A 26,932-nucleotide genomic window follows, 5' to 3' on the forward strand; every position below is an offset into this window, starting at 1 on the left:
AAAAAAGAACAGCTCTATCATTGAGTTGTTCTTTTTAAACTGTTAGTAACTTCAAATTAAAGTTTATACGTGTATATACCTCGATTTCTAAACCTCAAAATTATAGAGAGCGGTTGAGAGGTAGCGCTCGCCGTTATCTGGAGCAAGAGCTAGAATTTTTTTACCTGTTCCTAGTTTTTTGGCTACTTCAAGTGCAGCATAAATAGCTGCAGCAGAAGAAATACCTACCAGAAAACCTTCTTGTCCACCGATACGACGTCCAAGTTCAAGTGCTTGATCAGAAGTAACGCGGACAATACCGTCGTAAGCTTGAGTGTCTAGTGTTTCTGGGATAAAACCAGCAGAAATACCTTGAATCTTGTGAGGCCCGGGCTCCTCGCCGGAAAGAATAGCTGATTCATCTGCTTCAACTGCATAAACTTGTATATCTGGATTGACTTTTTTGAGAGCGTGAGAAACACCAGAAATAGTACCGCCTGTGCCAACTCCTCCGACAAAGGCATCCAATCCTTTTTCACCGAAAGCAGCGATAATTTCTGCTCCTGTTGTTCTTTCGTGTATTTCTGGATTAGCTGGGTTGTTAAACTGAAGTGGTAGCCAGCCGTTTCGTTCTTTAGCAATTTCTTCAGCTTTGGCAATCGCTCCCTGCATTCCTTCGCTTCCGGGAGTTAGTACCAATTCTGCACCATAAGCTTGGATAATTTTGCGACGCTCAACACTCATAGTTTCTGGCATGACAATAACAACCTTATAACCTTTTGCAGCACCTACCCAAGACAAACCAATTCCGGTATTTCCGCTGGTTGCTTCGACAATGGTTGTACCTGGTTGAATCAAGCCCTCTTGCTCAGCACTCTCAATCATGCTGAGAGCAATGCGATCTTTGACAGATGAGCCTGGATTAAAAGCTTCTAGTTTGACATAGACATCTGCTGCGCCTTCTGGAACCAGCTTGTTTAGCTTGACGATAGGAGTATTTCCGATGAGTTCTGTAATGTTACGATAAATTTTTGCCATAAAATAATACCTCAATTCTGTTGATACCATCAGTATAAAACGAAAAGAAGTCTTTGTAAAATATAAAAAAACTATCAAGGTGATAGCTTTTTTTAATATTTAGGATAAAGAAATGGGAACTTCAACTTTCCGCAATCCCTGGTCAGTAATGTCGATTTTTCCATTAAACAACTCAATCAACTCCTCTATAATGCTGTCCTTATCATCTTTATCAACAAAAATGGTCGTTTGGACTTGTTCTGTAAAGGATGTATCTTGTTCTTGTAAATGGTTAGCTTTAAGAAAATTGGGTAATTCTTGATATTGACTGTAAGAGAGAGCGATCCTCAGTCCAAGTTGTTCTTTTATATGGACGATCCCGATTTCTTTGATAGCTAAAGCAACGTTGCTGCTATACGCCCGAATAAGACCTCCTGCCCCTAGCTTGATACCACCAAAATAGCGTGTCACGACAGCACAGACATTAGTTAGTTGATGATTTTCTAAAACGCCTAACATAGGTACACCAGCAGTCCCACTTGGTTCTCCATCATCACTACTTCGCTTCATTTCACTCCGCTCTCCTAATATAAAGGCAGAGCAGTTATGAGTAGCTTTGTAGTGTTCTTTTTTGACAGCCTGAATAAAATTTCGTGCTTCGTTCTCTGTTGTTACACGCTTGATGTGACAAATAAAGCGCGATTTTTTGATTTCTTCTTGGACTTGTCCGTCCTCTTTGATTGTTCTAAACTCCATATCTTCATTTTACAAAAAAACTTGTATTTTGCCAAAGTTTTTTCGAATAAATAGATATGATAGAATTACAAGATTGCTTAGGTCGTATGTTTACAAAAGCACAACTACCAGCAGAATTGCAATTATATGCGCAAACTTTACCAGCAATGAAAGAAGAAAAAGGGAAATTATGTTGCAATCGCTGTGGGCAAGCAGTTGATAAAGAAAGACACCAACTGCCAATAGGTGCTTACTACTGTAGATCCTGCTTGATCTTAGGAAGGGTCAGAAGTGATGAAGAACTCTATTATTTTCCACAGGAAGAGTTTCCTAAAGCGGATGTCTTAAAATGGCAAGGAACGTTAACAGAATTTCAAGCCAAGGTTTCTCAAAGACTTGTGGAGGCAGTTGCCAAGCGAAAAGATAGCTTGGTCCATGCAGTCACGGGAGCTGGAAAAACAGAAATGATCTATCAGGTGGTAGCACAAGTTATTGATCAAGGCGGGGCCGTCTGCTTGGCTAGCCCACGAATTGATGTCTGTTTAGAACTTTATCGTAGACTGAAAATAGATTTTGCTTGTGATATTTCACTCCTGCATGGCGAATCAGAGGCGTATTTTCGCAGTCCTCTCGTGATTGCCACAACGCATCAGCTCCTCAAATTTTACCGAGCATTTGATCTGCTCATCGTTGACGAAGTAGATGCCTTTCCTTATGTAGACAATCCAATGCTTTATCATGCGGTTCATCAAGCAGTCAAAGAACAAGGCACGAAAATTTTCTTGACAGCAACCTCCACAGATGAGCTGGACAAAAGAGTTAGCAAGGGAGAGTTGAGCCGCTTAAGTCTCCCTAGACGTTTTCATGGGAATCCTTTAATTGTTCCTCGAAAAGTTTGGCTGGCAGATTTTCAAAAATACTTGAATCAAAAAAAGCTAGTTCCTAAGTTGGAACAATTTGTTAAAAAGCAAAGAAAAACAGGTTTTCCTCTTCTCATTTTTGCTTCTGAGATTAAAAGAGGACAAGAATTTGCAGAGGTTCTCCAAAACAATTTCCCTAATGAAAAAGTTGGCTTTGTTGCTTCGACGACTGAAAATCGACTAGATGTTGTAGAGAAATTTCGTCGAAAAGAAATCACAATCTTAATATCAACGACGATTCTGGAACGTGGCGTGACTTTTCCTTGTATAGATGTTTTTGTGGTGGAAGCTAACCATTGTCTGTTTAGTCGCAGCGCTTTGGTACAAATTGCTGGTCGTGTTGGTCGTAGTATGGAGCGACCAACAGGCGAGTTAATCTTTTTTCATGATGGTACAACTATGGCGATAGAAAAAGCTATTAAAGAAATTCGGGAGATGAATCAGGAGGCTGGTTTATGAATAACTGTCTGTTATGTGAAAGTCTACTTGATGAAAAGCTAATATTTTGTGATTTGCTGACTTTGAAGAAGCCCAAAGCAAAGGCTTGTGATGCCTGTTTTGAAAAATTCCAGCGTATTTCAGCGCAACATTGCCCTAAGTGCTATCGTGACGGAATAGATGAAATCTGCATAGACTGTGATGTGTGGACAAAGAAAGGAAAAGAAGTTTGCCATAAGAGTTGTTTTGTCTATAATGGAGCTATGAAAAACTTCTTTAGTCAATATAAATTTCAAGGAGATTATGCTCTTTCTTCTGTATTTACTGAAGTTTTGCATCAAGAATTAAAAAATTATAGCGATTATACACTCGTGCCAATTCCTGTGAGTGTAGAAAAGTATCAAGCAAGAGGGTTTAATCAAGTAACAGCTTTTCTTGAGTGTACAAAGTTGAAATTTAAGGAAATTTTAGAAAAATATGATACAATTGCTCAATCAAGCAAGATGAGAGAGGAGCGATTGCAGAGTCAGCAGTGCTTTAAAGTGAAAGACAAGGTTACACTTCCAGCAAAAATTCTTTTGATAGATGATATTTATACCACAGGAGCAACCTTACAACTTGCCAAAGATATTTTAGTGGAAGCGGGTGTGAAAGAAATTTTGACATTTTCATTGGCAAGATAACAAAAAATTTGCAAAAAAAAAATGAAAGCGTTATAATAAAGTAAAGAAAAACAAAATGCTTAGAAAGAAGGTACTTATATGATTAAATATAGTATCCGTGGTGAAAATCTAGAAGTAACAGAAGCGCTTCGTGATTACGTAGTTTCTAAACTTGAAAAAATCGAGAAATATTTCCAAGCTGATCAAGAATTGGATGCTCGTGTAAACTTGAAAGTATATCGTGAAAAGACAGCCAAAGTTGAAGTAACTATTCCACTTGGTTCTATCACTCTTCGTGCAGAAGATGTTTCTCAAGATATGTATGGTTCTATTGACTTGGTGACAGATAAAATTGAACGTCAAATTCGTAAAAATAAAACAAAGATTGAGCGTAAAAACCGTAATAAAAAATCAACCAGTCAGTTATTTACAGATGCTGTTATTGAAGAAGTAGAAGCTGCACCTGCAAAAGTGGTGCGTTCAAAACAAATAGACTTAAAACCAATGGATTTAGAAGAAGCTCTTCTTCAAATGGATTTATTGGGACATGATTTCTTCATCTATACTGATGTAGAAGACAACACAACCAATGTTCTCTATCGTCGTGAAGATGGTGACGTTGGCTTGCTTGAAGTGAGATAATCAATCGGTCCTCTGATTTATATCAGGGGATTTTTGTTTGGTTTGCAATTATCTTGAGTTAATTGCAAAAAAACTGTATTGGTAAATCATCATATTTGAGCTGCATTCCAAAAGTTAGACAGAAAAACCAATTGACTTACAGTTATCACAGAAGAAAAACTGATACATTCTTTCGAGATTTTGTTATAATATTCTTTATGAGAGTTGTTGCAGGGAAATATGGGGGGCGTCCTCTTAAAACATTAGAAGGCAAAACAACCAGACCCACGACGGACAAGGTTAAAGGAGCTATCTTTAATATGATTGGTCCTTATTTTGATGGAGGACAGGTTCTGGACTTGTATGCTGGAAGTGGCAGTTTAGCGATTGAAGCTATTTCGCGAGGCATAACATCGGCTGTTTTGGTTGAAAAAGACCGCAGGGCGCAAGCGATTATCAGCCAAAATATCAGCATGACTAAGGAAAAAGAACGATTTGAACTGCTTAAAATGGACTCCAATCGAGCGCTTGAATTGGTCACAGGACAGTTTGATTTGGTGTTATTGGACCCACCCTATGCAAAAGAGCGGATTGCTGCAGATGTTGAAAAATTGGTTGAACGAGAGCTTCTGAGCGATGATGTACTGGTTGTTTGTGAGACAGACAAGTCGGTGGATTTACCAGAGGAAATCGCAGGACTAGGCATCTGGAAGCAAAAAATATATGGAATTTCAAAGGTGACGGTTTATGTCAGATAAAATTGGATTATTTACGGGTTCTTTTGACCCGATTACAAAGGGGCATGTTGACTTGATTGAGCGAGCTAGCAAGCTCTTTGATTGTCTTTATGTTGGTATTTTTTATAATCTTGAGAAAACGAGTTTTTTTAGTATTGAAGCGAAAGAAAAAATGATAGCAGCTGCTCTAGTTCATTTGGATAATGTTAAAATTGTCATTTCTCATGACGAATTAGCAGTAGAAGTGGCACGAAGATTAGGAGTGACAACTTTTGTACGGGGATTACGAAATAGCCAAGATTTGGATTATGAGGGAAAGCTCAACTTTTTCAATCATGAATTGGCACCTGAATTGGATACCATCTTTTTGATTAGCACCCCAGCTTATCAGCATCTCAGCTCATCAAGAATTCGTGAATTGATTGCTTTTGAGCAGGATGTTTCAAAGTATGTGCCCGAAAGTGTCGTAAAGGAGTTAAAGAAACAACATGGAAAAATCACGAACTAAATTTAAAAAATGGCCGATAGTGGCTGTAGTAGGGCTGCTTCTACTGTTCATGTCTTTTATAGTTCCTCTGCCTTATTACATTGAAGTGCCAGGTGGTGCAGCAGATGTTCGGCAAGTATTACGTGTAGATAATAAAGTGGATAAGGAAAAAGGTTCTTATAACTTTGTCACTGTTGGGATTCAGCATGCAACCTTTGCTCATTTGGTTTATGCTTGGTTGACTCCTTTTACAGATATTTATTCGGCGAAAGATCTGACTGGCGGAACTTCTGATAAAGAATATATGCGAATCAATCAATTTTATATGGAAACATCACAAAACTTAGCCAAATATCAAGGTTTGAAAAAAGCGGGCAAGGATATTAGCTTGAAATATTTGGGTGTTTATGTGTTGCAAGTTACCAAGAATTCAACCTTTAAAGGGATTCTAAATATTGCAGATACTGTGACAGGCGTGAATGATAAGACTTTCAACAGTTCAAAAGATTTGATTGATTATGTAGGCTCACAGAAAATTGGCAGCAAGGTCAAGGTGAACTATGTAGAAGACGGTCAGAAAAAATCTGCTATAGGTAAAATTATCAAACTTGAAAATGGAAAAAATGGAATTGGTATTAGCTTAATTGACCGAACAGAAGTCACAAGTAATATACCAATTGAATTTTCAACAGCGGGGATTGGTGGACCAAGTGCGGGCTTGATGTTTAGCTTGGCGATTTATACACAGATTGCAGACCCGACACTGAGAGATGGCAGAAATATTGCTGGGACAGGATCGATTGACCGTGAAGGAAAAGTTGGTGATATTGGTGGGATTGATAAAAAAGTTGTTTCAGCAGCTAAAAATGGCGCAGAAATTTTCTTTGCGCCAAATAATCCAGTCACCAAGGAAGTGAAAAAATCCAATCCTAAAGCGAAAACAAATTATGAGACAGCTTTGGCAGCTGCTAAAAAAATTAAAACTAAAATGAAAATTGTACCTGTCAAGACCTTGCAAGACGCAATTGATTACCTCAAAAGTACTAAAAAATCTTAAATAATGAAGAAAACTAAAAGAACCAGTTGGCAATATGAGACTGAGATGAAGGTCTTCAGTTTCAAAGAATACAATGCAATAGTTGAATGATTTCTAATGTGCTGAGGCTATCAGCTTTTGCAGACTTACTCAACTTTGCCGGGGGTGAGACGATAAAATCGATTTCTTACGAAATATCGATTTTTGTCCCATTCCCTTTTTTTATTCCATATTTCAACTGTCAAAAACACTTCTTTTTATGGTAAAATAAGATAATACAAGTAAATAACGTTTATAAAGGATAACTATGCGAAAAGAAATTGCACCTGAATTATATAATTACAATAAATTTCCTGGACCGGAATTTCGGCAAATAGGAACAAAAGTGATGGCTGAGACAATTGAATTTGATTTGGTGGACAACTACAAAGAAGGTTTTGATGTCACAGCTTTTAATCAGCGTTTTTCAGATATTTTAACAAAATTTGATTATATTGTTGGCGACTGGGGCAACGAGCAGTTGCGTTTGCGTGGATTTTATAAAGATGACAAGGCAAATGAAAGCGAGGAAAAAATCAGTCGCTTAGAAGATTATTTGTTAGAATACTGCAATTATGGCTGTGCTTATTTTGTCTTGGAAAATTTGAAACCGCGTCGAGCGTCCTTTGATAAAAAATCTCATCACAAAAAGGAAAATGAAATCAAACCACGCCGTTCTAAACAGGCTCGCTCCTATAAGGAGCAAGAGCAGCCGAAGCGTGAAAATCGTCAGCGTAGCAGACGCCAAAAACAGAGAACAAAAAGACAGAATGAGGGAAAGCAGCAGACAAACAATCAACGTCACTTTGTTATTCGTCAAAAATAGCAAAAACTGGGAGCTGGTATAGAGAGGAAGAACATGAAACCATCAATTTATAGTTTGACTCGTCAAGACTTGATAAATTGGATAGAAAGTAAAGGAGAAAAGAAATTTCGAGCTGTTCAGATTTGGGAGTGGCTCTATCGCAAACGAGTTCAATCTTTTGCAGAAATGACTAATATTTCAAAGGATTTGTTAACAAAATTGGATGATGAATTTGTCGTAAATCCACTGAAGCAACGAATTGTGCAGGAATCAGCAGACGGGACAGTGAAATATCTGTTTGAATTGCCAGATGGCATGTTGATTGAGACAGTTCTTATGCGGCAACATTACGGTCTTTCAGTCTGTGTAACCACGCAAGTGGGCTGCAATATTGGCTGTACTTTTTGTGCCAGTGGGCTGATTAAAAAGCAGCGTGACTTGAATAACGGAGAGATTATGTCTCAGATTATGTTGGTACAAAAATATTTTGATGAGCGAGGACAAGGTGAGCGAGTTAGTCATATTGTGGTCATGGGGATTGGAGAGCCTTTTGATAACTATGACAATGTTCTCAAATTTGTGCGAACCGTCAATGATGACAAGGGACTGGCTATTGGGGCTCGTCACATTACGGTTTCAACCTCTGGATTAGCGCATAAAATTCGTGATTTTGCAAATGAAGGAGTGCAGGTTAATTTAGCTGTTTCTCTTCATGCACCCAATAATGAATTGCGCTCCAGCATTATGAAAATCAATCGTGCCTTTCCAATTGAGAAGTTATTTGCGGCAATTGAATATTATATTGAAACGACCAACCGCCGAGTGACCTTTGAATATATTATGTTAAATGAAGTCAATGACGGAGTAGAGCAGGCATTGGAATTAGCTGAATTGCTCAAAAACATCAAAAAGCTATCGTATGTCAATTTGATTCCTTACAATCCAGTTAGCGAACATGATCAATATAGTCGCAGTCCCAAAGAACGTGTAATGGCTTTCTACGATACTCTGAAAAAGAATGGCATTAACTGTGTTGTTCGTCAGGAGCATGGTACGGATATTGATGCAGCTTGCGGTCAATTGCGCTCAAACACCATGAAGCAAGACAAGGAGAAAGCTCTTACCAAGCATGCTTAAATTGAACAATCTATTGAAAACAGATGGTGAATTAACCGTTAAGGGACGTACTTTTCTTACTTGGGGAAGCATTTTCTACATTTTATTATTATGTCTAATGTGTTTTCTCCCTCAAGTGCCAGAAAAGGGAATGGAGACGCCGGGGATTCAGCAGTTTGGTCGTATTGTAGTGCTTCTCATTCCTTTTAATTCTTTTATCAATCTTGGGCAAATTACTTCTTTCTTTCAATTAATTAAGGTTTTTGTGCAAAATATAATGAATATTTTTCTGCTTAGCCCACTGATTTTTCAACTTCTCTGGCTTTTTCCTAAGATGAGGAGCGCTAAGCGTGTGCTATTTGCCAGTTTTTCAATGAGCTTGTTTATCGAATGCACCCAGATTTTACTAGATATTTTAATTGATGCCAATCGTGTTTTTGAAATAGATGACTTATGGACAAATACATTAGGCGGATATCTAGCTTTTCTATTTTATAAATTTTTGGTAAAGCAACTCTCAAATAAATCATAAGGCATTTTGGTGAAGAACGATAAATTGTATCATTATCAGGATGCTGCTACCACAGAAAAGACAGGGAACAAAGGCTAACCTGTCTTTTTTTGATTTTAAACCAAAAAGGAGCAGACCAATGATACTAGCAATTTGAATAATGAGAAGAACTTCAGTCAGATGAAAAATAGTTGAGCAAGATGCCAGAAAAAGAAAGTCTCCTGCACCGATACGTAAATCAACGAAGTGAGCCAAAATCCCAAGTGCTAAAAAAGCAACCATTAAAAGATTGAAGCTTGTCAAAAAAAGGAGAAAAATATGAAAGATTAACCAGATGAGGAGAGGATATTCTTGTTCTCTTTGATCATAAAGGGATAAGGTCATTCCCATTGCAAGCAAAACGAGCCGGTTGATGTTTAGATAACCTAAAGATGTTGCAAGAAAGAGACAGCCACCAGTTAGTTCTAGAAGGATGTAACGGATGGGAATTTTTGAGTTGCAAAAACGGCAACGCAGCCGATTGATAAGCTGTGAAAGAACAGGAATTAAATCACGAGGTGCTAATTTCTGTCCACAAACGTTGCAATGACTAGCAGGTGTGATAATAGACTGTTCAGGAAAGCGATCAACGACCAGTCCTAAAAAGGAAGCTACAATACTTCCAACCAAGAAAAAATAAAAATGAATCATACTTTTTTATTCGTAAATTATTCTAAAAAATTGCAACTTCTCTAATAAAAGAAATTTATGAGTTTAATTAGTTGACTTTCTTATTTAGAAACATTATAATTAAATTATAATAAAAATTAGAATCATTCTAAATAAAGTGAGGTAAAGAAAATGATTAAAGTAAACAACGAAGCAGTCAAGGATGTTGCAACTTTCTCAAGTGTTGGATCTTTGAATAAGTCTCTTCCCAAAACAAAAGTGGTATTGAACCAAGCGGTAGCAGATTTATACACTGCTCGTATTGCTCTTCACCAAGTACATTGGTACATGCGTGGAGCTGGTTTCATGGTTTGGCATCCTAAGATGGATGAATATATGGAATCCTTGGATACAACTTTGGATGAAGTGAGTGAACGTTTGATTACTCTGGGTGGAACTCCATATTCAACTTTGAGTGAATTCATCCAACACAGCAATATTGAAGAAAAAGAAGGAAAATTTAGCAAGAGTGTCGAAGAAAGTTTGGAACGTGTCATCGAAATCTTCCGTTACTTGGTGAAGCTTTACCAAGAAGCTTTGGATGCAACAGATGAAGAAGGAGACGATGTTACGAACGATATTTTTGTTGGTGCCAAAGCCGATTTGGAAAAGAACATTTGGATGTTGACAGCAGAAATTGGACAAGTTCCAGGATTGTAAATAGAATTTTGAAAGTAGAAAATAAATTAAAAAAATTTTTTAGAGTTTAAGATAAGTTTAAGGAGATAGCGTTATACTAATACCATCAGATGAAGACCTCCTAACTTTATTTGATAAAATCCTAAACTTTTCTTTTTCATAATAATCTCCCTATAGAAGTCACCAAACTCGGTGGCTTTTTTGTCTGTTTTTGAATGCTTAAAGAGATAAACATCCTCTTTTTAACCTTGAAATACTCTTAAAATTCTGGTAAAATAAGGCTCATGAAAACACTTTATGATGTACAGCAATACCTCAAAAGTTTTGGTATTATTATCTATATGGGGAAGCGCTTGTATGATATTGAAATGATGAAAATTGAGCTAGAGAGGATTTACGATGCAGGCTTGATAGAAAAACTAGACTATCTAGAAGCTGAAAGCATCTTACGAAGAGAGCATCGATTAGAATTACAATATTTGAAAAAGAATGAGGAGAAAACATGTTAAACTGGATTTTATTGGTAATTATTGTTGGAATGTTAGGATGGATGGGCTTTAACTATGTACGTGTCCGTCGTGCGGCTAAAGTGGTAGATAATGCGGAATTTGGTGATATGATTCGTCAAGGTCAGTTGATTGATTTACGAGATCCAGCCGATTTTCGTCATAAACATATTTTAGGGGCACGAAATATTCCGTCACAGCAATTAAAAACAAGCTTAGGAGCGATTCGTAAGGACAAGGCTGTTTTACTATATGAAAATAGTCGTGGACAACGTGTGATGAATGCAGCTATTCTATTGAAAAAGCAAGGTTATCAAAATATTTACATCCTCTCTACAGGACTAGATGGATGGAAAGGAAAAGTTAAAAGTGAGTAATCTAAAAGGATTGCTCACTTTTAATAGCTTTTTTCTAGGTAGTGCTTCACTATTTCGAGTTCTGATTGGTTGAATGCTCGATATTCTCCTGCGGCTAAGTTTGGGTCTAACTCAAAAGCTCCAAAATGAGTCCGTTTAAGAGAAGTAACTTTGACACCGACAGTCAAAAACATTTTTTTGATTTGATGAAATTTTCCCTCAGAAATAGTGACTGTCGCAGTACTTTTGTTTGGAGTAGAAGAATGAATTGTAAGTAGAGCTGGTTTACAAATTGTTCCATCAAGAAAAACGATGCCCTTTTGAAAGGCTTTTATCATCTGGTTATCTAGGAGACCGTTCACTTCAACCTCATATGTTTTTGCGATGTGGTATTGAGGATGTAGTAGTTGAAAACCGAGAGGTCCGTTGTCGGTTATTAACAATAGTCCAGAAGTATCTCGATCAAGTCGCCCAACAGAATATAGGTGTTCATTGAAGTCTTCAGGTCTGATGAGATCCAGAACGGTTTGGTGTTTCATATCAGAGTTAGCAGTCACAACACCAGGTGGTTTATTGATCATAAAATATTGATGTGAATTGGTGAAGATAGGTTGTTTCTCTATTGTAATCGTCTGTAAGCTTGTATCAACATTTTGGCTAAGTTTTCGAGCAGGGCAGTCATCTACCAAGATTTTCTTTTTTAGGAGAGCTTGCTTCATTTTTTTACGGCTAATGTGAGCTTGAGCTAGTAGGACATCTAAACGCATATCATTTTCCTTGAATTTTTTCTTATCATACCATAATTTTTTGTGATAAGAAATGGAAATAAAATTGGAGAAGATTGATTTTTTAATGAAAACATTTACACCTGGTTTAACCGTGTTTTTTACCTCAATCTGTGATATAATTGTTCAGTTAGAAATAAAACATAAGATATAGAGGACAAAATGACAAAATTAAGAGAAGACATTCGCAATATCGCTATTATTGCTCACGTCGACCACGGGAAAACAACCTTGGTTGATGAGTTGCTTAAGCAATCACATACATTGGATGAGCGTAAAGAGTTGCAAGAACGAGCAATGGACTCCAACGATCTTGAAAAAGAACGCGGGATTACCATTCTCGCCAAGAACACAGCTGTTGCTTATAATGGTGTTCGCATCAATATTATGGATACGCCAGGGCACGCGGACTTTGGTGGAGAAGTTGAGCGGATCATGAAAATGGTTGATGGGGTTGTTCTAGTTGTTGATGCTTATGAAGGAACTATGCCACAAACTCGTTTTGTGTTGAAAAAAGCTTTAGAACAAGATCTTGTACCAATTGTAGTAGTAAATAAGATTGACAAACCATCAGCTCGCCCAGCGGAAGTCGTGGATGAAGTTCTTGAACTTTTCATTGAACTCGGTGCTGACGATGACCAATTAGATTTCCCAGTTGTTTATGCTTCAGCTATTAATGGGACATCTTCTATGTCAGATGATCCAGCTGACCAAGAACACACTATGGCACCACTTTTTGATACAATTATTGATCATATCCCAGCACCAGTTGATAACTCAGATGAGCCCCTTCAATTCCAAGTTTCTCTTTTGGACTACAATGACTTTGTGGGGCGTATCGGGATTGGTCGTGTTTTCCGCGGAACGGTGAAAGTTGGTGATCAAGTTACTCTTTCTAAACTAGATGGCACAACGAAAAACTTTCGTGTTACCAAGTTATTTGGTTTCTTTGGGCTAGAGCGTCGTGAAATTGACGAAGCCAAAGCGGGTGATTTGATTGCTGTATCTGGTATGGAAGATATCTTCGTTGGTGAAACCATTACTCCGACGGATGTGGTAGAACCATTGCCGATTCTTCACATTGACGAGCCAACACTGCAAATGACTTTCTTAGTGAACAATTCACCATTTGCTGGTCGTGAAGGGAAATGGGTAACGTCTCGGAAAGTTGAAGAACGCTTGCAGGCTGAATTGCAAACGGACGTTTCACTTCGTGTGGATCCGACTGACTCACCAGATAAATGGATTGTGTCAGGTCGTGGGGAATTACACTTATCAATCCTAATCGAAACCATGCGCCGTGAAGGCTATGAGTTACAAGTATCGCGTCCAGAAGTTATCGTCAAAGAAATTGACGGTGTGCAATGTGAGCCATTTGAGCGTGTGCAAATTGACACTCCAGAAGAATATCAAGGTTCGGTTATCCAAAGTCTTTCTGAACGGAAAGGTGAAATGCTAGATATGGTATCAACAGGAAATGGACAGACTCGTTTGATTTTTCTTGTTCCTGCACGTGGTTTGATTGGGTACTCAACTGAATTCCTTTCTATGACGCGTGGTTACGGGATTATGAACCATACTTTTGATCAATACCTACCATTGATTCCAGGTGAGATTGGCGGTCGTCGTCGCGGAGCTCTTGTTTCGATTGATACAGGAAAAGCAACGACTTATTCAATCATGTCTATTGAGGAACGTGGAACCATTTTTGTCAATCCAGGTACAGAAGTTTACGAAGGAATGATTATTGGTGAAAATTCACGTGAAAACGACTTGACGGTCAATATTACAAAAGCCAAACAAATGACTAATGTACGTTCTGCAACGAAAGATCAAACAGCGGTTATAAAAACACCTCGTATTTTGACATTGGAAGAATCACTCGAATTTTTGAATGATGACGAATACATGGAAGTGACACCAGAATCGATCCGTTTGCGGAAACAAATTCTTGATAAAAATCAACGTGCCAAAGCTGCTAAAAAGAAAAAATCAGCTGAATAATGAAAGAACGATTTGCTTCGTTGTTAATATATTAAAGAAGCAAATAGGCTAGAAAGGAGCAGAAATGTTTTATTTAATCTTTGGGATTCTCATTCTGTTATTTTACATTTTTGCTGCTCCGCAAAGCATTAAAGGGACTTTAAATGTAGTAGTTTTAGTGATTGCCCTAGTAGCCTTTATCATTTTATTAGGATTAGCAGTATTTCAAATTTTTCAATTACCGTCCGAATTTTTCATAGGAATTGCAATGATTGGCGTAGCATATTTTTCGCTACGTGATATTTCAAAATTGTCACAAAAAGATAAAAAAATATCGTTTCACTCAAAACTTCGTGACAGATAAGAATAAAAAGCCATAAAGGCTTTTTTATTTTCTGAAAAAAAGGTAAAATAGAGACAGAAGAATTAAAAAGAGGCGTGTTATGAAGCACATTACAAATTTTGCAAATAAGAAAGTTTTAGTTTTAGGCTTGGCCAAGTCTGGTGAATCTGCTGCTCGTTTATTAGATAAGTTAGGAGCGATTGTTACAGTGAATGACGGGAAGCCATTTGAGGAAAATCCTGCTGCTCAGTCTCTCCTTGAAGAAGGAATCAAAGTTGTAACAGGTGGGCATCCTTTGGAACTCTTGGATGAAGAGTTTGAATTGATGGTCAAAAATCCTGGTATTCGTTATGACAATCCTATGGTAGCAAGAGCTTTGGAAAAGAAAATTCCAGTTATAACTGAGGTTGAACTGGCCTATTTGATTTCAGATGCTCCAATTATTGGGATTACGGGTTCTAATGGAAAAACAACGACGACAACAATGGTTGCGGAAGTTTTGACTGCAGGTGGTCAAAATGGTTTGCTTTCTGGGAATATTGGTTTTCCAGCCAGTCAAGTTGCAACAACTGCAACAAAAAATGATACTTTGGTCATGGAGTTGTCTTCTTTCCAACTCATGGGCATTGAAACCTTTCGTCCAAAAATTGCAGTGATTACCAATCTGATGCCAACTCATATTGATTATCATGGCTCTTTTGAGGAATATGTAGCGGCTAAGTGGAACATTCAAAACAATATGACTAAAACGGATTTTCTTGTATTGAATTTCAACCAAACATTAGCGAAAGAGTTGGCTGCAAAGACACAGGCGACTGTCGTACCCTTTTCAACAAAAGAAAGAGTAGATGGTGCCTACTTAGAGGGAAATGTTTTGATGTTTCGTGGGGAGGCAATTATGGCAGCTGATGAGCTTGGTGTGCCAGGGAGTCATAATGTTGAAAATGCCCTCGCAACTATTGCAGTTGCAAAACTACGTGGCATTGAAAATCAAGTCATCAAAGAAACATTGGCAGGTTTTGGTGGCGTTAAACACCGCCTTCAATATGTTGGTGAAATGAACCATGTAAAATTTTATAATGACAGCAAATCAACAAATATTATAGCAACACAAAAAGCCTTATCTGGTTTTGAGAATAGCAAGGTTATCTTGATTGCTGGTGGACTGGATCGTGGCAACGAATTTGACGAATTGATCCCAGATATTCAAGGATTGAAGAAAATGATTATTCTTGGAGAATCCGCAGCACGTGTCAAGAGAGCAGCGGCTAAAGCAGATGTTAGCTATATTGATGCTACTGATGTGAAAGATGCAACTAGAAAAGCTTTTGCTGAAGCTCAAGCAGGCGACATTGTTCTGCTCAGTCCTGCAAATGCTAGCTGGGACATGTATCCAAATTTTGAAGTTCGGGGCGATGAATTTATTACAACATTTGAAGAATTAAAGGGTTAAGATGAAAAAGATTATATTTACAGGCGGAGGAACAGTTGGTCATGTGACGCTAAACCTTTTGCTCATTCCAAAATTCCTAGACGCAGGCTGGCAAGTTCACTATATTGGTGACAAACATGGGATTGAATACAAAGAAATCCAGAAGTTGGGATTGAATATAACTTTTCATTCCATAGCGACAGGGAAACTACGCCGTTATTTTTCTTGGCAAAATATGCTGGATATTTTCAAAGTAACGTGGGGGATTTTACAATCTTTAGGGATTATGGTAAAAGTTCGTCCACAAGTTCTCTTTTCCAAAGGGGGGTTTGTATCGGTTCCTCCTGTCATTGCAGCGCGTTTATCTAGAGTACCAGTTTATGTGCATGAGTCAGACCTCTCGATTGGTTTGGCCAATAAAATTGCTTACAAATGTGCTACGAAAATGTATTCGACTTTTGAACAAGCTCATGCTTTGACAAAAATTGAACATGTAGGAGCTGTAACAAAAGTAGGAGAAAAAATAACTGCACCAAATGAGCAGGTTCAAAGGATTCAGCAACATTTTGATAAAAATCTTCCGACCCTTCTGTTTGTTGGTGGATCGGCTGGTGCTAAGGTCTTTAATGATTTGGTAACGGAAAATAAAATAGAATTAACTCAGCACTACAATGTTATCAATTTATCAGGAGATGCTCATTTAGATGAATTATCCAATCATCTCTATCGGGTTGCCTATGTGACAGATCTCTATCAACCATTGATGAACTTAGCAGATGTCGTTATAACACGTGGCGGATCTAATACTATTTTTGAGTTATTGGCTATGGCAAAACTCCATGTGATTGTTCCTTTGGGACGAGAAGCAAGTCGTGGTGATCAGATTGAAAATGCAGATTATTTTGTAAAAAAAGGCTATGCTAAGAAGTTGGACGAGGGTCAACTAAACTTTGAAAATCTACAAAAAGTGATTGCCGAAATGCTTGAGCGGAAAGAAATGTATGAACGAACCATGAAACAGTCTCAAGAAATAAAATCGTTAGATGAATTTTATAACCTTTTAAAAAATGACATAGATAAAGGAAGAAAATGACAAAAAAGAAGCAAGAGGATCAGAAAGGACAAGAGACAGAAAAACTTTCTGAGTGGCAAAAAAGAAACAAGGAATATCTTGAAAAAAAAGCTCAAGAAGAAGCTGAAAAAGAGAAAGAACTGGCAGAGCAAAAAAAGCAGCATTTGCCAAATCCTGAGAAATTAGATGCAGGCGAGGAAGATGAAAAGCCAGAAGTAACATCTGATACTCAAAAAGCAGAATCAGAAGACTTGGAAGAATCCACTAGTACAGAGTTCTCTGAGGAAGAACAAGATAAGCCTCTTGATAAAACAGACTTGAGAAAAAAGAAGAAAGCAGAGCGCAAACAAGCCAAACAAAATGAAAAAGAGACTAGAGAAAAAATTGCTCCTCGTCATGTTTACCGTGCTCTTCCAGTCTTGATTCTAAGTTCTGTTTTGTTGATTTTAGCTGTTTATTTTATTAGTCCTTATTCAAAATTAAAGAATATAGAGGTGACGGGGAATAAGCAACTGTCCAAAACAGAGGTTCTGGAGGCTTCTAGTATTCAAAAAGAGGACTACACCTTGACAACCTATTTGAGCCAAAAAGCCCATGCTAAGAATATCAAACAGTCAAATTTATGGGCTGAAAAGGCAGAAATAACGTACCGGTTCCCCATTACATTCAAAATTAAAGTGACAGAATATAAAGTTGTCGCTTATGATTATTCTGGAGAGCAATATTTTCCAGTATTATCTAGCGGAGAAGAAATTGCTAACCCAGTTACTAAATCACAATTACCTAAAAGTTATATTAGACTTGATTTTTCAGATAAAGCTATGCTTAAGAAATTTGTGCGACAATTAGCAGGTATTTCCGATACGATCAAATCGGAAATTCAAACAGTTCAGCATACACCAAGTAAAGCGACCGAGGATTTGTTGACTCTCATGATGACAGATGGAAATAAAATTATAGTTCCTCTGTCAGAAGTGGCCAAAAAGCTACCTTATTATGAAAAAATTAAACCACAATTAACCGAAGCAAGTATTGTGGATATGGAAGCAGGGATATTTAGTTATCGAATTAGCTAAAATAATGCAGAAAATCTAACCACTTTTTAAATTTTTATGTTATAATATGCTTTGAATAACTATACTTTTTTGATAGTTAAATTGATAAGTGAGAAACTTGGTAAACAGAGAGGAATGGTCTAATGGCTAGAGATGGCTTTTTTACAGGATTAGATATCGGAACAAGCTCCATTAAGGTCTTGGTAGCAGAACACGTAAACAATGAATTAAATGTAATTGGGGTTAGTAACGCCAAAAGTGCTGGTGTCAAAGATGGTATCATTGTAGATATCGAAGCAGCAGCAAGTGCTATAAAGTCTGCAATTTCACAAGCAGAGGAAAAAGCAGGGATTTCAATTAAGTTGGTGAATGTTGGTTTGCCTGCTAACTTGTTGCAGATTGAAGCAACACAAGGTATGATTCCTGTGACAAGTGAAACGAAAGAAATTACAGATGCAGATGTTGAAAATGTTGTACGATCTGCTTTGACAAAAAGTATGACTCCAGACCGGGAAGTTATTACCTTTATTCCAGAGGAATTCATCGTAGATGGTTTTCAAGGAATTCGTGATCCTCGCGGAATGATGGGAATTCGTTTAGAAATGCGTGGTCTTCTATATACAGGTCCACGTACTATTCTTCATAATTTGAGAAAAACGGTTGAGCGTGCAGGAGTTCAAGTTGAAAACATTATCATTTCTCCGCTCGCTATGACAAAATCCGTTCTGAATGAAGGAGAGCGTGAGTTTGGTGCAACTGTCATTGATATGGGGGGCGGCCAAACAACTGCAGCTTCTGTTCGCAATCAAGAATTACAATTTACCAATATCTATCAAGAAGGTGGCGAATATGTTACAAAAGACATCTCTAAGGTTTTAAAAACATCTAAGAAGTTGGCAGAGAGCTTGAAGTTTAACTATGGAGAAGCATACGTACCTGCCGCTAGCAATGAGTCTTTCCAAGTGGAAGTAATTGGTGAAGTGGAACCAGTTGAAGTGACAGAGCGTTATTTAGCAGAAATTATTTCAGCGCGTGTTAAACATATCTTTGAACAAATCAAGCAAGATTTAGAGAGAAGACATTTATTAGAGCTTCCAGGTGGTATTGTTATTATTGGAGGCGGTGCGATTTTGCCGGGCGTGGTTGAATTGGCACAAGAAGTTTTCGGTGTTCCCGTTAAATTATATGTTCCAAATCAAATCGGTATTCGTAATCCAGCGTTTGCCCATGTTATTAGTTTATCAGAGTATGCAGGAAACTTATCTGAAGTGGATGTTCTAGCACAAGCTGCTGTTCATGGTGATGAACTTTTACGGCATCAGCCAGTTGAATTCTCTCGTTCAACACAGCAAAGTCAGTCGTTCAATCCGTTGCAACGCTTTACTCAACCACAACAGCCAACTGCGGCTTTGGTTGATGAAGCAGTAGAAGAAGTTGAATGTCCAGAACCACTTCCAACACAATCTCAACAGCCAAAAGAAAAATTGACAGATCGTGTTCGAAATCTGCTTGGTAATATGTTTGATTAAAGGAGAAGGTAATACATTATGACATTTTCATTTGATACAGCTGCGACACAAGGAGCAGTAATTAAAGTTATTGGTATCGGTGGTGGTGGCGGCAATGCCATTAACCGCATGATTGATGAAGGAGTATCAGGCGTTGAATTTATCGCTGCCAATACAGATGTTCAAGCTCTTAGTGGTTCAAAAGCAGAAACAGTCATTCAGCTTGGTCCAAAGTTGACGCGTGGTCTTGGTGCTGGAGGACAGCCTGAAATCGGTCGTAAAGCGGCTGAAGAAAGCGAAGAAACATTGACAGAAGCTCTTACAGGAGCTGATATGGTTTTTATTACAGCTGGTATGGGCGGTGGCTCTGGTACAGGTGCTGCACCGGTTATTGCTCGTATTGCAAAAGGACTGGGAGCTTTAACAGTTGCAGTTGTCACTCGTCCATTTGGCTTTGAAGGAAGTAAGCGCGGGAACTTTGCAATTGAAGGCATCAATGAACTTCGTGAGCATGTAGATACGCTTCTCATCATTTCAAACAATAATTTGCTTGAAATCGTTGATAAGAAAACCCCTCTGCTTGAAGCTTTGAGCGAGGCAGACAATGTCCTTCGACAAGGTGTGCAAGGAATTACAGACTTGATTACAAGCCCAGGACTTATCAACCTTGACTTTGCTGATGTGAAAACAGTTATGGCAAATAAAGGCGATGCTCTTATGGGAATTGGTATTGGTAGTGGTGAAGAACGTGTTATTGAAGCTGCGCGTAAGGCTATCTATTCACCACTTCTTGAAACAACGATTGATGGAGCTGAAGATGTTATCATAAATGTTACAGGTGGGCTTGATATGACTTTGATTGAAGCAGAAGAAGCATCAGAAATTGTCAATCAGGCAGCTGGTCATGGTGTGAATATCTGGCTAGGAACATCTATTGATGATAGTATGAAAGATGAAATTCGTGTGACAGTTGTTGCAACAGGTGTTCGTCAAGAAAAAATTGATCGAGTAAGTGGTGTTCGCCCAGTTTCTCAACAAAATTCTTATTCAACTGCAGTTCGTGGAAATCGTAATTCTCGAGGAACTCAAGGCTACGATCGTAACTTTGACTTGACTGAAAATCTTGAAGTACCAAAGCCAAGCCATCAACGAGCAGAAAGCCCAAAAGTTTCAGCATTTGGTGACTGGGATTTGCGTCGTGAAAATATTGTTCGTTCAACAGAAACGAATACTACACCAGCTGTAGAACGTTATGAAGATACTAGTTCTGATGACGATGAATTAGAAACACCACCATTCTTTAAAAACCGCTAAAATGGATTTAGAAAAGAATACATCTCAAATTTTGGAGAATGTAGCACAGGCTACACAACAAGTTAATCGCTCAGAAAAATCAGTAGAAGTAATAGCTGTCACCAAATATGTTGACAGCTCTACTGCTAAAAAACTGATTAAAGCAGGGATTCATCATATCGGTGAAAATCGAGTAGATAAGTTTCTAGATAAATATCAGGATCTACAAGATGAACATGTGATTTGGCACTTAATTGGTACGCTTCAAAGGCGAAAAGTGAAAGATGTCATTAACTATGTAGACTATTTCCATGCCTTGGATTCAGTAAAATTAGCTCAAGAAATCAACAAAAGAGCAGAGCATATCATTAAATGCTTTTTACAAGTCAATATTTCCAAAGAAGCCAGTAAACATGGTTTTACTGTAGAGGAAATTGATACTATTTTACCTGAGCTAGAAAAACTTGAAAAGATTCAGATTGTTGGTTTGATGACAATGGCACCATTTGAAGCGAATGAGGCTGAATTAAATGCTATTTTCCAACAAGCTAATCAATTACAAAAAAGATTACAACGTAAACAGTTACCCAACATGCCTTTTACTGATTTAAGTATGGGAATGAGCCGCGATTATGCAATAGCCATTGCAAATGGTTCGACTTTTGTCAGAATTGGTACCGCATTTTTTAAATAGGAAAGTATTATGTCTCTTAAAGATAGATTTGATAAATTCATTGATTACTTTACAGAAGATGGTGAAGACGCAAGCGTTCAAACGCCAGAGTTGCCACCGCGTGTGAGTAATCAATCTACACCTACCAAAGAAAGACTAGTACATACAGCGAGTAGCTCTTCACAATCTTCTACAAAGTCGGGAGCAAATGAGAACATTACTCGTCTGCATGCACGTCAGCAAGAATTGGCACAACATCGGACAATTTCAGATGACAAAGTGACAATCAATGTTCGTTATCCAAGAAAATATGAAGAAACAACTGAAATTGTTGATTTGTTAATTGTTAATGAAAGCATTTTGATTGATTTTCAATATATGACAGAAGTGCAAGCTCGTCGTTGTTTGGATTATTTGGATGGTGCTCGTTATGTGCTTGCAGGAAATATAAAAAAAGTTGCAAGTACAATGTACCTTTTAACACCAATCAATGTTGTTGTAAATGTTGAGGATTTGAAATTACCTGAGGATTTACAAAGTGGCGAATTTGATTTTGATATGAAACGTAGATAAAAACATGGTTTGGATTGTAAATATACTTTATAATTTGGTAAGAGTGTATTCATTTATTTTAGTGGTGTATGCTCTCTTATCTTGGTTTCCAGGTGCCTATCAAACATCACTTGGTCAGTTGATTTTACGGATAGTAGAGCCTGTTTTGAAACCATTTCAACGTTTCAATTTACAATTTGCTGGTCTTGATTGGACGATTCTTATCGTTATCTTTCTTTTGAATTTGGTTTCTGGCATCATTTTGAATGCTCTTTTGCTTTTAGCTTAAATTCATGAGGAATATTAAACATTTATACCAACATTTTACAGAAGAAGATCGTGAATTTGTTGATAAAAGCTTAGAAAAGATGCAGCGAGTTGAGGATTCTTATTCTTTTGAAGTAACTTCGTTTGTGAATCCACACCAAGTTGAAATTTTACGGAATCTTGGAAATCATTTGCAATTGCAAATATTTTCAAGTTCGGATTATTATACGAGTGAATTGGCTAAAGTCATTATTGCTCCTCTCTACTATGAGTTGCAAGTAAGTGATTTTGAAATAGATCTGTTAGAAATCAGCTATGCGAATAAATTTCACCACTTAACCCATTCGCAAATAATGGGAACAGTGCTGAATCAATTAGGAATTGAGCGCAAAGTTTTTGGTGATATTCTTGTTGCTTCTGGTAGAGTACAAATTATGGTAGATAGAAAATTTACTCAATTTTTCATCGATCATATCTCAAGGATAGCAAAGACATCTGTAAAATTGAAACAAGTGGATTTTTCACAACTGATAGCTGTTCAAGCAGATTCAAAGCTAAGAGATGTGCTTGTTTCTAGTATGCGTTTGGATAAAGTCTTAGCTGCTTCATTTCGTTTGTCACGAAGTGTTGCGACTAAGTTGATAGCAACAAAGCAAGTTAGGGTAAATTATTCTATGTTGGATAATCCTAGTCATCATTTGTTATTAAATGACTTGATTAGTGTACGAGGATATGGAAGAGTAAAAGTTTTAAGAGAAAATGACTTTTCAAAAAATGGAAAGTACAAATTAACTGTTGAATTATTGTCTAGTAAGTAAGGAGAAAATATGGCTATTACATCATTAGAAATTAAAGATAAAGCTTTTGCTCACAAATTTAGAGGATATGATGTTGACGAAGTAGATGAATTTCTTGACATCATTGTCCAAGATTATGAAGATTTGGTTCGTGTGAATCATGAGCAAGAGTCAAAAATTAAAAATCTGGAAGAACGTTTGACTTACTTTGACGAGATGAAGGATTCCCTTAGCCAGTCTGTATTGATTGCACAAGATACAGCAGAACGTGTGAAACAAGCGGCAAATGACCGTTCTGAAAACATTGTTCATAAAGCTGAGCAAGAAGCCCAACATTTGTTGGATGAGGCAAAATACAAGGCTAATGAAATTCTTCGTCAAGCGACAGATAATGCTAAGAAAGTGGCTGTTGAAACAGAAGAGTTGAAAAATAAAACGCGTGTCTTCCACCAACGTTTAAAATCAACAATTGAAAGTCAATTAAGCATTGTGAATTCTTCAGAATGGGAAGATATTCTTCGTCCAACAGCTACTTACTTGCAAACAAGCGATGAAGCTTTTAAAGAAGTTGTTCAATCAGCTCTAGGGGAAGTTGTTGAGACAGCAGAAGAAGATGAAATTGATCTGACACGTCAATTTTCTCCGGAAGAAATAGAAGAACTACAGCAACGCATTGAAGAAGCAAATCGTGAATTAGCAGAAACACAAGCATTTGAAACTTTAGACGAGTCTGTTTTGGGTTTGCATTTAACAAATGATGAGAACTCAACAGAATCAGTAGATATTTTATAAGAAAATGTAAAAACAAGATGCTAACAAAATATTCGCAGCGAGCAGGTGACGGTGAGAGATCTGTAATCCCTTTTGTTAGGATTATCATTTTACAAACTTAGATCTGAAAAACAGTAAGATTTAGCGCTTAACTCACGTTACGAGTAAGAGGGATAGGAATATTATTCTTGTCTAAATGAAGGTGGTACCACGAATTTTCGTCCTTTGGATGAATTTGTGGTTTTTTTATTTTAATATGTTACTAATATGAAAAAGGAGAACTTATGAAATTAAAGGAAACTCTTAATCTTGGAAAAACAGCTTTTCCAATGCGTGCTGGTTTGCCGAATAAAGAACCTCTTTGGCAAAAAGAATGGGAAGATGCAAAATTGTATCAACGCCGTCAAGAATTGAATGAAGGAAAACCGCATTTCACACTTCATGATGGACCTCCATATGCCAATGGAAATATCCATGTTGGTCATGCTATGAATAAGATCTCAAAAGATATTATTGTGCGTTCAAAATCAATGTCTGGCTATTATGCACCTTACATTCCAGGGTGGGATACGCATGGTCTTCCAATTGAGCAAGTTCTAGCGAAGCAAGGTGTGAAACGAAAAGAAATGGATTTGGCAGAATATTTAAAGCTTTGTCGTGATTATGCACTGAGTCAAGTGGATAAACAACGTGAAGATTTCAAACGCCTAGGTGTCTCAGGTGACTGGGAACATCCATATGTGACTTTGACTCCAGACTATGAAGCTGCTCAAATTCGTGTTTTTGGAGAAATGGCGAAAAAAGGCTATATCTACCGTGGTGCGAAACCAGTTTACTGGTCTTGGTCATCTGAATCAGCCCTGGCTGAAGCAGAGATTGAATACCATGATTTGGTTTCAACTTCACTTTACTACGCCAACAAAGTTAAAGATGGAAAAGGCGTTCTAGATACAGATACTTACATTGTTGTATGGACCACAACTCCATTCACCGTCACAGCTTCTCGTGGGTTGACAGTGGGTGCAGATATTGATTATGTTTTGGTACAGCCAGCAGGTGAAACTCGCAAGTTTATTGTAGCGTCTGAATTGTTGAATAGCTTATCTGAGAAATTTGGCTGGATTGATGTTCAAGTGTTGGCTACTTACCGTGGTCAAGAGTTGAACCACATCGTGACGGAACACCCGTGGGATATTGAAGTAGAAGAACTTGTCATCCTTGGTGACCATGTTACAACAGATTCTGGTACTGGTATTGTCCATACAGCACCAGGCTTTGGTGAGGACGACTATAATGTCGGTGTTGCCAACGGCTTGGAAGTGTTTGTCACTGTTAACGAACGCGGTATCATGATGGAAAATGCTGGTCCTGACTTTGAAGGCCAATTCTATGACAAGGTTGCACCAACTGTTATTGAGAAACTTGGTGACTTGCTCCTTGCTCAAGAAGAAATCTCTCACTCTTACCCATTTGACTGGCGTACGAAAAAACCAATCATCTGGCGTGCCGTACCACAGTGGTTTGCATCTGTATCAAAATTCCGTCAAGAAATCTTGGATGAGATTGAAAAGGTTAAATTCCACTCAGAATGGGGAAAAGTGCGTCTTTACAACATGATTCGTGACCGTGGCGACTGGGTTATCTCTCGTCAACGTGCTTGGGGAGTGCCACTTCCAATCTTCTATGCAGAGGATGGGACACCGGTTATGACAGAAGAAACGATTGAGCATGTGGCAGAACTTTTTGCTGTTCATGGTTCGATTGTTTGGTGGCAACGGGAAGCGAAAGACTTACTTCCAGAAGGATTTACTCATCCAGGATCACCGAATGGTATATTCACTAAAGAAACAGATATTATGGATGTGTGGTTTGATTCAGGTTCTTCCTGGAATGGCGTAGTTGTGAATCGCCCAGAATTGACTTATCCTGCTGACCTGTATCTTGAAGGTTCAGACCAGTATCGTGGTTGGTTCAACTCATCACTTATCACATCGGTTGCCAATCATGGTGTATCCCCTTACAAACAAATTCTTTCACAAGGATTTGCTTTGGACGGTAAAGGCGAGAAAATGTCGAAGTCTCTCGGCAACACGATTGCTCCAAGTGATGTTGAAAAACAATTTGGTGCGGAAATCTTGCGGCTCTGGGTAACGAGTGTAGACTCTAGTAACGACGTTCGTATCTCTATGGATATTTTGAGCCAAGTTTCTGAAACTTACCGTAAGATTCGGAACACCCTCCGTTTCTTGATAGCCAATACATCTGATTTCAATCCGAAAGAAGATACTGTTGCTTACGATGATCTTCGCTCCGTTGATAAATATATGATGGTTCGTTTTAATCAACTTATTCAGACCATTCGTAAAGCTTATGCGGACTTTGAATTTTTAGATATTTATAAAGCAATTGTAAACTTTGTGACAGTTGATTTATCAGCTTTCTATCTTGATTTTGCAAAAGATGTTGTTTACATTGAAGCAGCTAAATCATTAGAACGTCGTCAAATGCAAACCGTCTTTTATGATATTCTAGTAAACATTACAAAATTGTTGACTCCTATTATTCCACATACAGCAGAGGAAATCTGGTCTTACTTAGAGCATGAACCTGAAGTGTTTGTTCAGTTAGCGGAATTGCCAGATGCGCAGACTTTCCCTAATGAGGAAGAACTGTTGGATACTTGGACAGCCTTTATGAACTTCCGCAGTCAAGCTCAAAAAGCTTTGGAAGAAGCACGTAATGAAAAGGTTATTGGAAAATCCTTGGAAGCTCACTTAACGGTTTATCCAAATGAAGTAGTGAGAACATTGCTTGAAGCGATTAATAGTGATGTTGCTCAACTTCTCATTGTTTCCGAATTAACAATTGCAGATGAAATAGCCCCGGAAAATGCGGTTGCTTTCGAGGATGTAGCTTTTACAGTAGAGCATGCAGTAGGTCAAGTTTGTGAACGTTGCCGTCGAGTAGATGAAACAGTCACAGAACGTAGCTATCATGCAATTGTTTGTGATCACTGTGCAGAAATTGTTGAAGAACATTTTGCGCAAGTGCTTGCAGAAGGTTTTGAAACGAAATAAAGAGACTGAGCA

28 protein-coding genes and 2 pseudogenes are annotated in these 26,932 nt (G+C 37.9%); 26 read left to right on the top strand and 4 right to left on the bottom strand.

Features of this window, described 5'->3' with window-relative positions; genetic code table 11:
- Positions 1-87 precede the first annotated feature (87 nt).
- Entirely contained in the window at positions 88-1,017 is a 930-nt protein-coding gene (gene cysK / locus H8787_RS03515) for a cysteine synthase A (RefSeq protein ID WP_187328240.1), read from the bottom strand.
- A 99-nt stretch (positions 1,018-1,116) separates the two neighbouring features.
- The gene (locus H8787_RS03520; RefSeq protein WP_003070186.1) at positions 1,117-1,752 is read right to left on the bottom strand and encodes a YigZ family protein; all 636 of its coding nucleotides are present in this window, start codon (positions 1,750-1,752) and stop codon (positions 1,117-1,119) included.
- Between the two features lie 56 nt (positions 1,753-1,808).
- Between H8787_RS03520 and H8787_RS03525 the strand changes: the two genes are divergently transcribed.
- From H8787_RS03525 to H8787_RS03565, 9 genes are all read left to right on the top strand, one after another.
- The gene (locus H8787_RS03525; RefSeq protein ID WP_187328241.1) at positions 1,809-3,110 is read left to right on the top strand and encodes a DEAD/DEAH box helicase; all 1,302 of its coding nucleotides are present in this window, start codon (positions 1,809-1,811) and stop codon (positions 3,108-3,110) included.
- Positions 3,107-3,772 (top strand): ComF family protein, encoded by a 666-nt coding sequence (locus H8787_RS03530; protein WP_187328242.1) that lies wholly within the window; start codon positions 3,107-3,109, stop codon positions 3,770-3,772. Before H8787_RS03525 ends, H8787_RS03530 begins: the two co-directional genes overlap by 4 nt.
- Positions 3,773-3,850: 78 nt before the next feature.
- Entirely contained in the window at positions 3,851-4,393 is a 543-nt protein-coding gene (hpf, locus tag H8787_RS03535) for a ribosome hibernation-promoting factor, HPF/YfiA family (protein ID WP_003032381.1), read from the top strand.
- 188 nt (positions 4,394-4,581) lie between these two features.
- Positions 4,582-5,130: a 16S rRNA (guanine(966)-N(2))-methyltransferase RsmD gene (rsmD, locus tag H8787_RS03540; RefSeq protein WP_186821957.1), complete on the top strand. Its 549-nt coding sequence runs from the start codon at positions 4,582-4,584 to the stop codon at positions 5,128-5,130.
- Positions 5,120-5,617, top strand: coding sequence for a pantetheine-phosphate adenylyltransferase (gene coaD / locus H8787_RS03545; RefSeq protein ID WP_003070176.1), 498 nt, complete (start codon positions 5,120-5,122; stop codon positions 5,615-5,617). Before rsmD ends, coaD begins: the two co-directional genes overlap by 11 nt.
- Complete coding sequence (locus H8787_RS03550) at positions 5,598-6,653, top strand: SepM family pheromone-processing serine protease (protein WP_070669255.1); 1,056 nt, start codon at positions 5,598-5,600, stop codon at positions 6,651-6,653. The genes coaD and H8787_RS03550 overlap by 20 nt, the downstream gene beginning before the upstream one ends.
- A 286-nt stretch (positions 6,654-6,939) precedes the next feature.
- A complete protein-coding gene (locus H8787_RS03555) occupies positions 6,940-7,497 on the top strand; it encodes a YutD family protein (RefSeq protein WP_003070172.1) in 558 nt (185 codons plus the stop codon).
- A 33-nt stretch (positions 7,498-7,530) separates the two neighbouring features.
- Complete coding sequence (rlmN, locus tag H8787_RS03560; RefSeq protein ID WP_187328243.1) at positions 7,531-8,613, top strand: 23S rRNA (adenine(2503)-C(2))-methyltransferase RlmN; 1,083 nt, start codon at positions 7,531-7,533, stop codon at positions 8,611-8,613.
- On the top strand, positions 8,606-9,124 hold the full coding sequence (locus H8787_RS03565) for a VanZ family protein (protein ID WP_003070167.1): 519 nt from the start codon (positions 8,606-8,608) through the stop codon (positions 9,122-9,124). Before rlmN ends, H8787_RS03565 begins: the two co-directional genes overlap by 8 nt.
- Here H8787_RS03565 and H8787_RS03570 read toward each other — a convergent pair.
- Entirely contained in the window at positions 9,119-9,793 is a 675-nt protein-coding gene (locus H8787_RS03570) for a prepilin peptidase (protein ID WP_003070165.1), read from the bottom strand. The two genes, H8787_RS03565 and H8787_RS03570, sit on opposite strands and share 6 nt — an antisense overlap.
- Positions 9,794-9,943: 150 nt before the next feature.
- Here H8787_RS03570 and H8787_RS03575 point away from each other — a divergent pair, with 150 nt between their 5' ends.
- From H8787_RS03575 to H8787_RS03585, 3 genes are all read left to right on the top strand, one after another.
- Positions 9,944-10,471 carry a Dps family protein gene (locus tag H8787_RS03575; RefSeq protein ID WP_187328244.1) on the top strand — a complete coding sequence of 176 codons (528 nt, stop codon included), beginning with the start codon at positions 9,944-9,946 and terminating at the stop codon, positions 10,469-10,471.
- Between the two features lie 263 nt (positions 10,472-10,734).
- Entirely contained in the window at positions 10,735-10,959 is a 225-nt protein-coding gene (locus tag H8787_RS03580) for a YqgQ family protein (protein WP_003070161.1), read from the top strand.
- Entirely contained in the window at positions 10,953-11,333 is a 381-nt protein-coding gene (locus H8787_RS03585) for a rhodanese-like domain-containing protein (RefSeq protein WP_187328245.1), read from the top strand. The genes H8787_RS03580 and H8787_RS03585 overlap by 7 nt, the downstream gene beginning before the upstream one ends.
- Positions 11,334-11,353: 20 nt before the next feature.
- Here the strand turns inward: H8787_RS03585 and H8787_RS03590 are convergent, their stop codons facing one another.
- Entirely contained in the window at positions 11,354-12,079 is a 726-nt protein-coding gene (locus H8787_RS03590) for a pseudouridine synthase (protein ID WP_134971179.1), read from the bottom strand.
- A gap of 180 nt (positions 12,080-12,259) precedes the next feature.
- Between H8787_RS03590 and typA the strand changes: the two genes are divergently transcribed.
- The 14 genes and pseudogenes from typA (at position 12,260) to ileS (ending at position 26,920) form a co-directional block, all read left to right on the top strand.
- The gene (typA, locus tag H8787_RS03595; RefSeq protein ID WP_003070156.1) at positions 12,260-14,101 is read left to right on the top strand and encodes a translational GTPase TypA; all 1,842 of its coding nucleotides are present in this window, start codon (positions 12,260-12,262) and stop codon (positions 14,099-14,101) included.
- Between the two features lie 64 nt (positions 14,102-14,165).
- Complete coding sequence (locus H8787_RS03600; RefSeq protein ID WP_003070154.1) at positions 14,166-14,444, top strand: DUF3165 family protein; 279 nt, start codon at positions 14,166-14,168, stop codon at positions 14,442-14,444.
- Between the two features lie 79 nt (positions 14,445-14,523).
- Entirely contained in the window at positions 14,524-15,876 is a 1,353-nt protein-coding gene (gene murD / locus H8787_RS03605; protein ID WP_187328246.1) for a UDP-N-acetylmuramoyl-L-alanine--D-glutamate ligase, read from the top strand.
- Between the two features lies 1 nt (position 15,877).
- On the top strand, positions 15,878-16,948 hold the full coding sequence (locus H8787_RS03610; RefSeq protein WP_049476515.1) for a UDP-N-acetylglucosamine--N-acetylmuramyl-(pentapeptide) pyrophosphoryl-undecaprenol N-acetylglucosamine transferase: 1,071 nt from the start codon (positions 15,878-15,880) through the stop codon (positions 16,946-16,948).
- On the top strand, positions 16,945-18,003 hold the full coding sequence (locus H8787_RS03615; protein ID WP_039676713.1) for a cell division protein FtsQ/DivIB: 1,059 nt from the start codon (positions 16,945-16,947) through the stop codon (positions 18,001-18,003). Before H8787_RS03610 ends, H8787_RS03615 begins: the two co-directional genes overlap by 4 nt.
- A gap of 122 nt (positions 18,004-18,125) precedes the next feature.
- Positions 18,126-19,511 carry a cell division protein FtsA gene (gene ftsA, locus H8787_RS03620; protein WP_187328247.1) on the top strand — a complete coding sequence of 462 codons (1,386 nt, stop codon included), beginning with the start codon at positions 18,126-18,128 and terminating at the stop codon, positions 19,509-19,511.
- A gap of 18 nt (positions 19,512-19,529) precedes the next feature.
- Positions 19,530-20,804, top strand: a complete 1,275-nt coding sequence (gene ftsZ, locus H8787_RS03625; RefSeq protein ID WP_003070147.1) for a cell division protein FtsZ — start codon at positions 19,530-19,532, stop codon at positions 20,802-20,804.
- Position 20,805: 1 nt separating this feature from the next.
- Positions 20,806-21,477, top strand: coding sequence for a YggS family pyridoxal phosphate-dependent enzyme (locus H8787_RS03630; RefSeq protein ID WP_187328248.1), 672 nt, complete (start codon positions 20,806-20,808; stop codon positions 21,475-21,477).
- Between the two features lie 9 nt (positions 21,478-21,486).
- Positions 21,487-21,577: pseudogene (locus H8787_RS10265) on the top strand (cell division protein SepF); the annotation flags it as partial.
- A gap of 86 nt (positions 21,578-21,663) precedes the next feature.
- Positions 21,664-22,029, top strand: a pseudogene (locus H8787_RS03635) (cell division protein SepF); the annotation flags it as partial.
- A gap of 4 nt (positions 22,030-22,033) precedes the next feature.
- Positions 22,034-22,297: a YggT family protein gene (locus H8787_RS03640; RefSeq protein ID WP_003028359.1), complete on the top strand. Its 264-nt coding sequence runs from the start codon at positions 22,034-22,036 to the stop codon at positions 22,295-22,297.
- A 4-nt stretch (positions 22,298-22,301) separates the two neighbouring features.
- Positions 22,302-23,093, top strand: a complete 792-nt coding sequence (locus H8787_RS03645) for an RNA-binding protein (RefSeq protein WP_187328249.1) — start codon at positions 22,302-22,304, stop codon at positions 23,091-23,093.
- Between the two features lie 9 nt (positions 23,094-23,102).
- Complete coding sequence (locus H8787_RS03650) at positions 23,103-23,864, top strand: DivIVA domain-containing protein (protein WP_003070139.1); 762 nt, start codon at positions 23,103-23,105, stop codon at positions 23,862-23,864.
- A gap of 263 nt (positions 23,865-24,127) precedes the next feature.
- On the top strand, positions 24,128-26,920 hold the full coding sequence (ileS, locus tag H8787_RS03655; protein WP_187328250.1) for an isoleucine--tRNA ligase: 2,793 nt from the start codon (positions 24,128-24,130) through the stop codon (positions 26,918-26,920).
- Positions 26,921-26,932 lie beyond the last annotated feature (12 nt).

The organism is Streptococcus sp. NSJ-72 (assembly GCF_014334035.1).
GTDB classification, from domain to species: Bacteria; Bacillota; Bacilli; order Lactobacillales; family Streptococcaceae; genus Streptococcus; species Streptococcus constellatus.

Excerpts from the sequence above, each read along its gene's own strand:
- cysK (WP_187328240.1), bottom strand. The coding sequence starts at position 1,017 with ATGGCAAAAATTTATCGTAACATTACAGAACTCATCGGAAATACTCCT.
- H8787_RS03520 (WP_003070186.1), bottom strand. The coding sequence starts at position 1,752 with ATGGAGTTTAGAACAATCAAAGAGGACGGACAAGTCCAAGAAGAAATC.
- H8787_RS03525 (WP_187328241.1), top strand. The coding sequence starts at position 1,809 with ATGATAGAATTACAAGATTGCTTAGGTCGTATGTTTACAAAAGCACAA.
- H8787_RS03530 (WP_187328242.1), top strand. The coding sequence starts at position 3,107 with ATGAATAACTGTCTGTTATGTGAAAGTCTACTTGATGAAAAGCTAATA.
- hpf (WP_003032381.1), top strand. The coding sequence starts at position 3,851 with ATGATTAAATATAGTATCCGTGGTGAAAATCTAGAAGTAACAGAAGCG.
- coaD (WP_003070176.1), top strand. The coding sequence starts at position 5,120 with ATGTCAGATAAAATTGGATTATTTACGGGTTCTTTTGACCCGATTACA.
- H8787_RS03550 (WP_070669255.1), top strand. The coding sequence starts at position 5,598 with ATGGAAAAATCACGAACTAAATTTAAAAAATGGCCGATAGTGGCTGTA.
- H8787_RS03555 (WP_003070172.1), top strand. The coding sequence starts at position 6,940 with ATGCGAAAAGAAATTGCACCTGAATTATATAATTACAATAAATTTCCT.
- rlmN (WP_187328243.1), top strand. The coding sequence starts at position 7,531 with ATGAAACCATCAATTTATAGTTTGACTCGTCAAGACTTGATAAATTGG.
- H8787_RS03565 (WP_003070167.1), top strand. The coding sequence starts at position 8,606 with ATGCTTAAATTGAACAATCTATTGAAAACAGATGGTGAATTAACCGTT.
- H8787_RS03570 (WP_003070165.1), bottom strand. The coding sequence starts at position 9,793 with ATGATTCATTTTTATTTTTTCTTGGTTGGAAGTATTGTAGCTTCCTTT.
- H8787_RS03575 (WP_187328244.1), top strand. The coding sequence starts at position 9,944 with ATGATTAAAGTAAACAACGAAGCAGTCAAGGATGTTGCAACTTTCTCA.
- H8787_RS03580 (WP_003070161.1), top strand. The coding sequence starts at position 10,735 with ATGAAAACACTTTATGATGTACAGCAATACCTCAAAAGTTTTGGTATT.
- H8787_RS03585 (WP_187328245.1), top strand. The coding sequence starts at position 10,953 with ATGTTAAACTGGATTTTATTGGTAATTATTGTTGGAATGTTAGGATGG.
- H8787_RS03590 (WP_134971179.1), bottom strand. The coding sequence starts at position 12,079 with ATGCGTTTAGATGTCCTACTAGCTCAAGCTCACATTAGCCGTAAAAAA.
- typA (WP_003070156.1), top strand. The coding sequence starts at position 12,260 with ATGACAAAATTAAGAGAAGACATTCGCAATATCGCTATTATTGCTCAC.
- H8787_RS03600 (WP_003070154.1), top strand. The coding sequence starts at position 14,166 with ATGTTTTATTTAATCTTTGGGATTCTCATTCTGTTATTTTACATTTTT.
- murD (WP_187328246.1), top strand. The coding sequence starts at position 14,524 with ATGAAGCACATTACAAATTTTGCAAATAAGAAAGTTTTAGTTTTAGGC.
- H8787_RS03610 (WP_049476515.1), top strand. The coding sequence starts at position 15,878 with ATGAAAAAGATTATATTTACAGGCGGAGGAACAGTTGGTCATGTGACG.
- H8787_RS03615 (WP_039676713.1), top strand. The coding sequence starts at position 16,945 with ATGACAAAAAAGAAGCAAGAGGATCAGAAAGGACAAGAGACAGAAAAA.
- ftsA (WP_187328247.1), top strand. The coding sequence starts at position 18,126 with ATGGCTAGAGATGGCTTTTTTACAGGATTAGATATCGGAACAAGCTCC.
- ftsZ (WP_003070147.1), top strand. The coding sequence starts at position 19,530 with ATGACATTTTCATTTGATACAGCTGCGACACAAGGAGCAGTAATTAAA.
- H8787_RS03630 (WP_187328248.1), top strand. The coding sequence starts at position 20,806 with ATGGATTTAGAAAAGAATACATCTCAAATTTTGGAGAATGTAGCACAG.
- H8787_RS03640 (WP_003028359.1), top strand. The coding sequence starts at position 22,034 with ATGGTTTGGATTGTAAATATACTTTATAATTTGGTAAGAGTGTATTCA.
- H8787_RS03645 (WP_187328249.1), top strand. The coding sequence starts at position 22,302 with ATGAGGAATATTAAACATTTATACCAACATTTTACAGAAGAAGATCGT.
- H8787_RS03650 (WP_003070139.1), top strand. The coding sequence starts at position 23,103 with ATGGCTATTACATCATTAGAAATTAAAGATAAAGCTTTTGCTCACAAA.
- ileS (WP_187328250.1), top strand. The coding sequence starts at position 24,128 with ATGAAATTAAAGGAAACTCTTAATCTTGGAAAAACAGCTTTTCCAATG.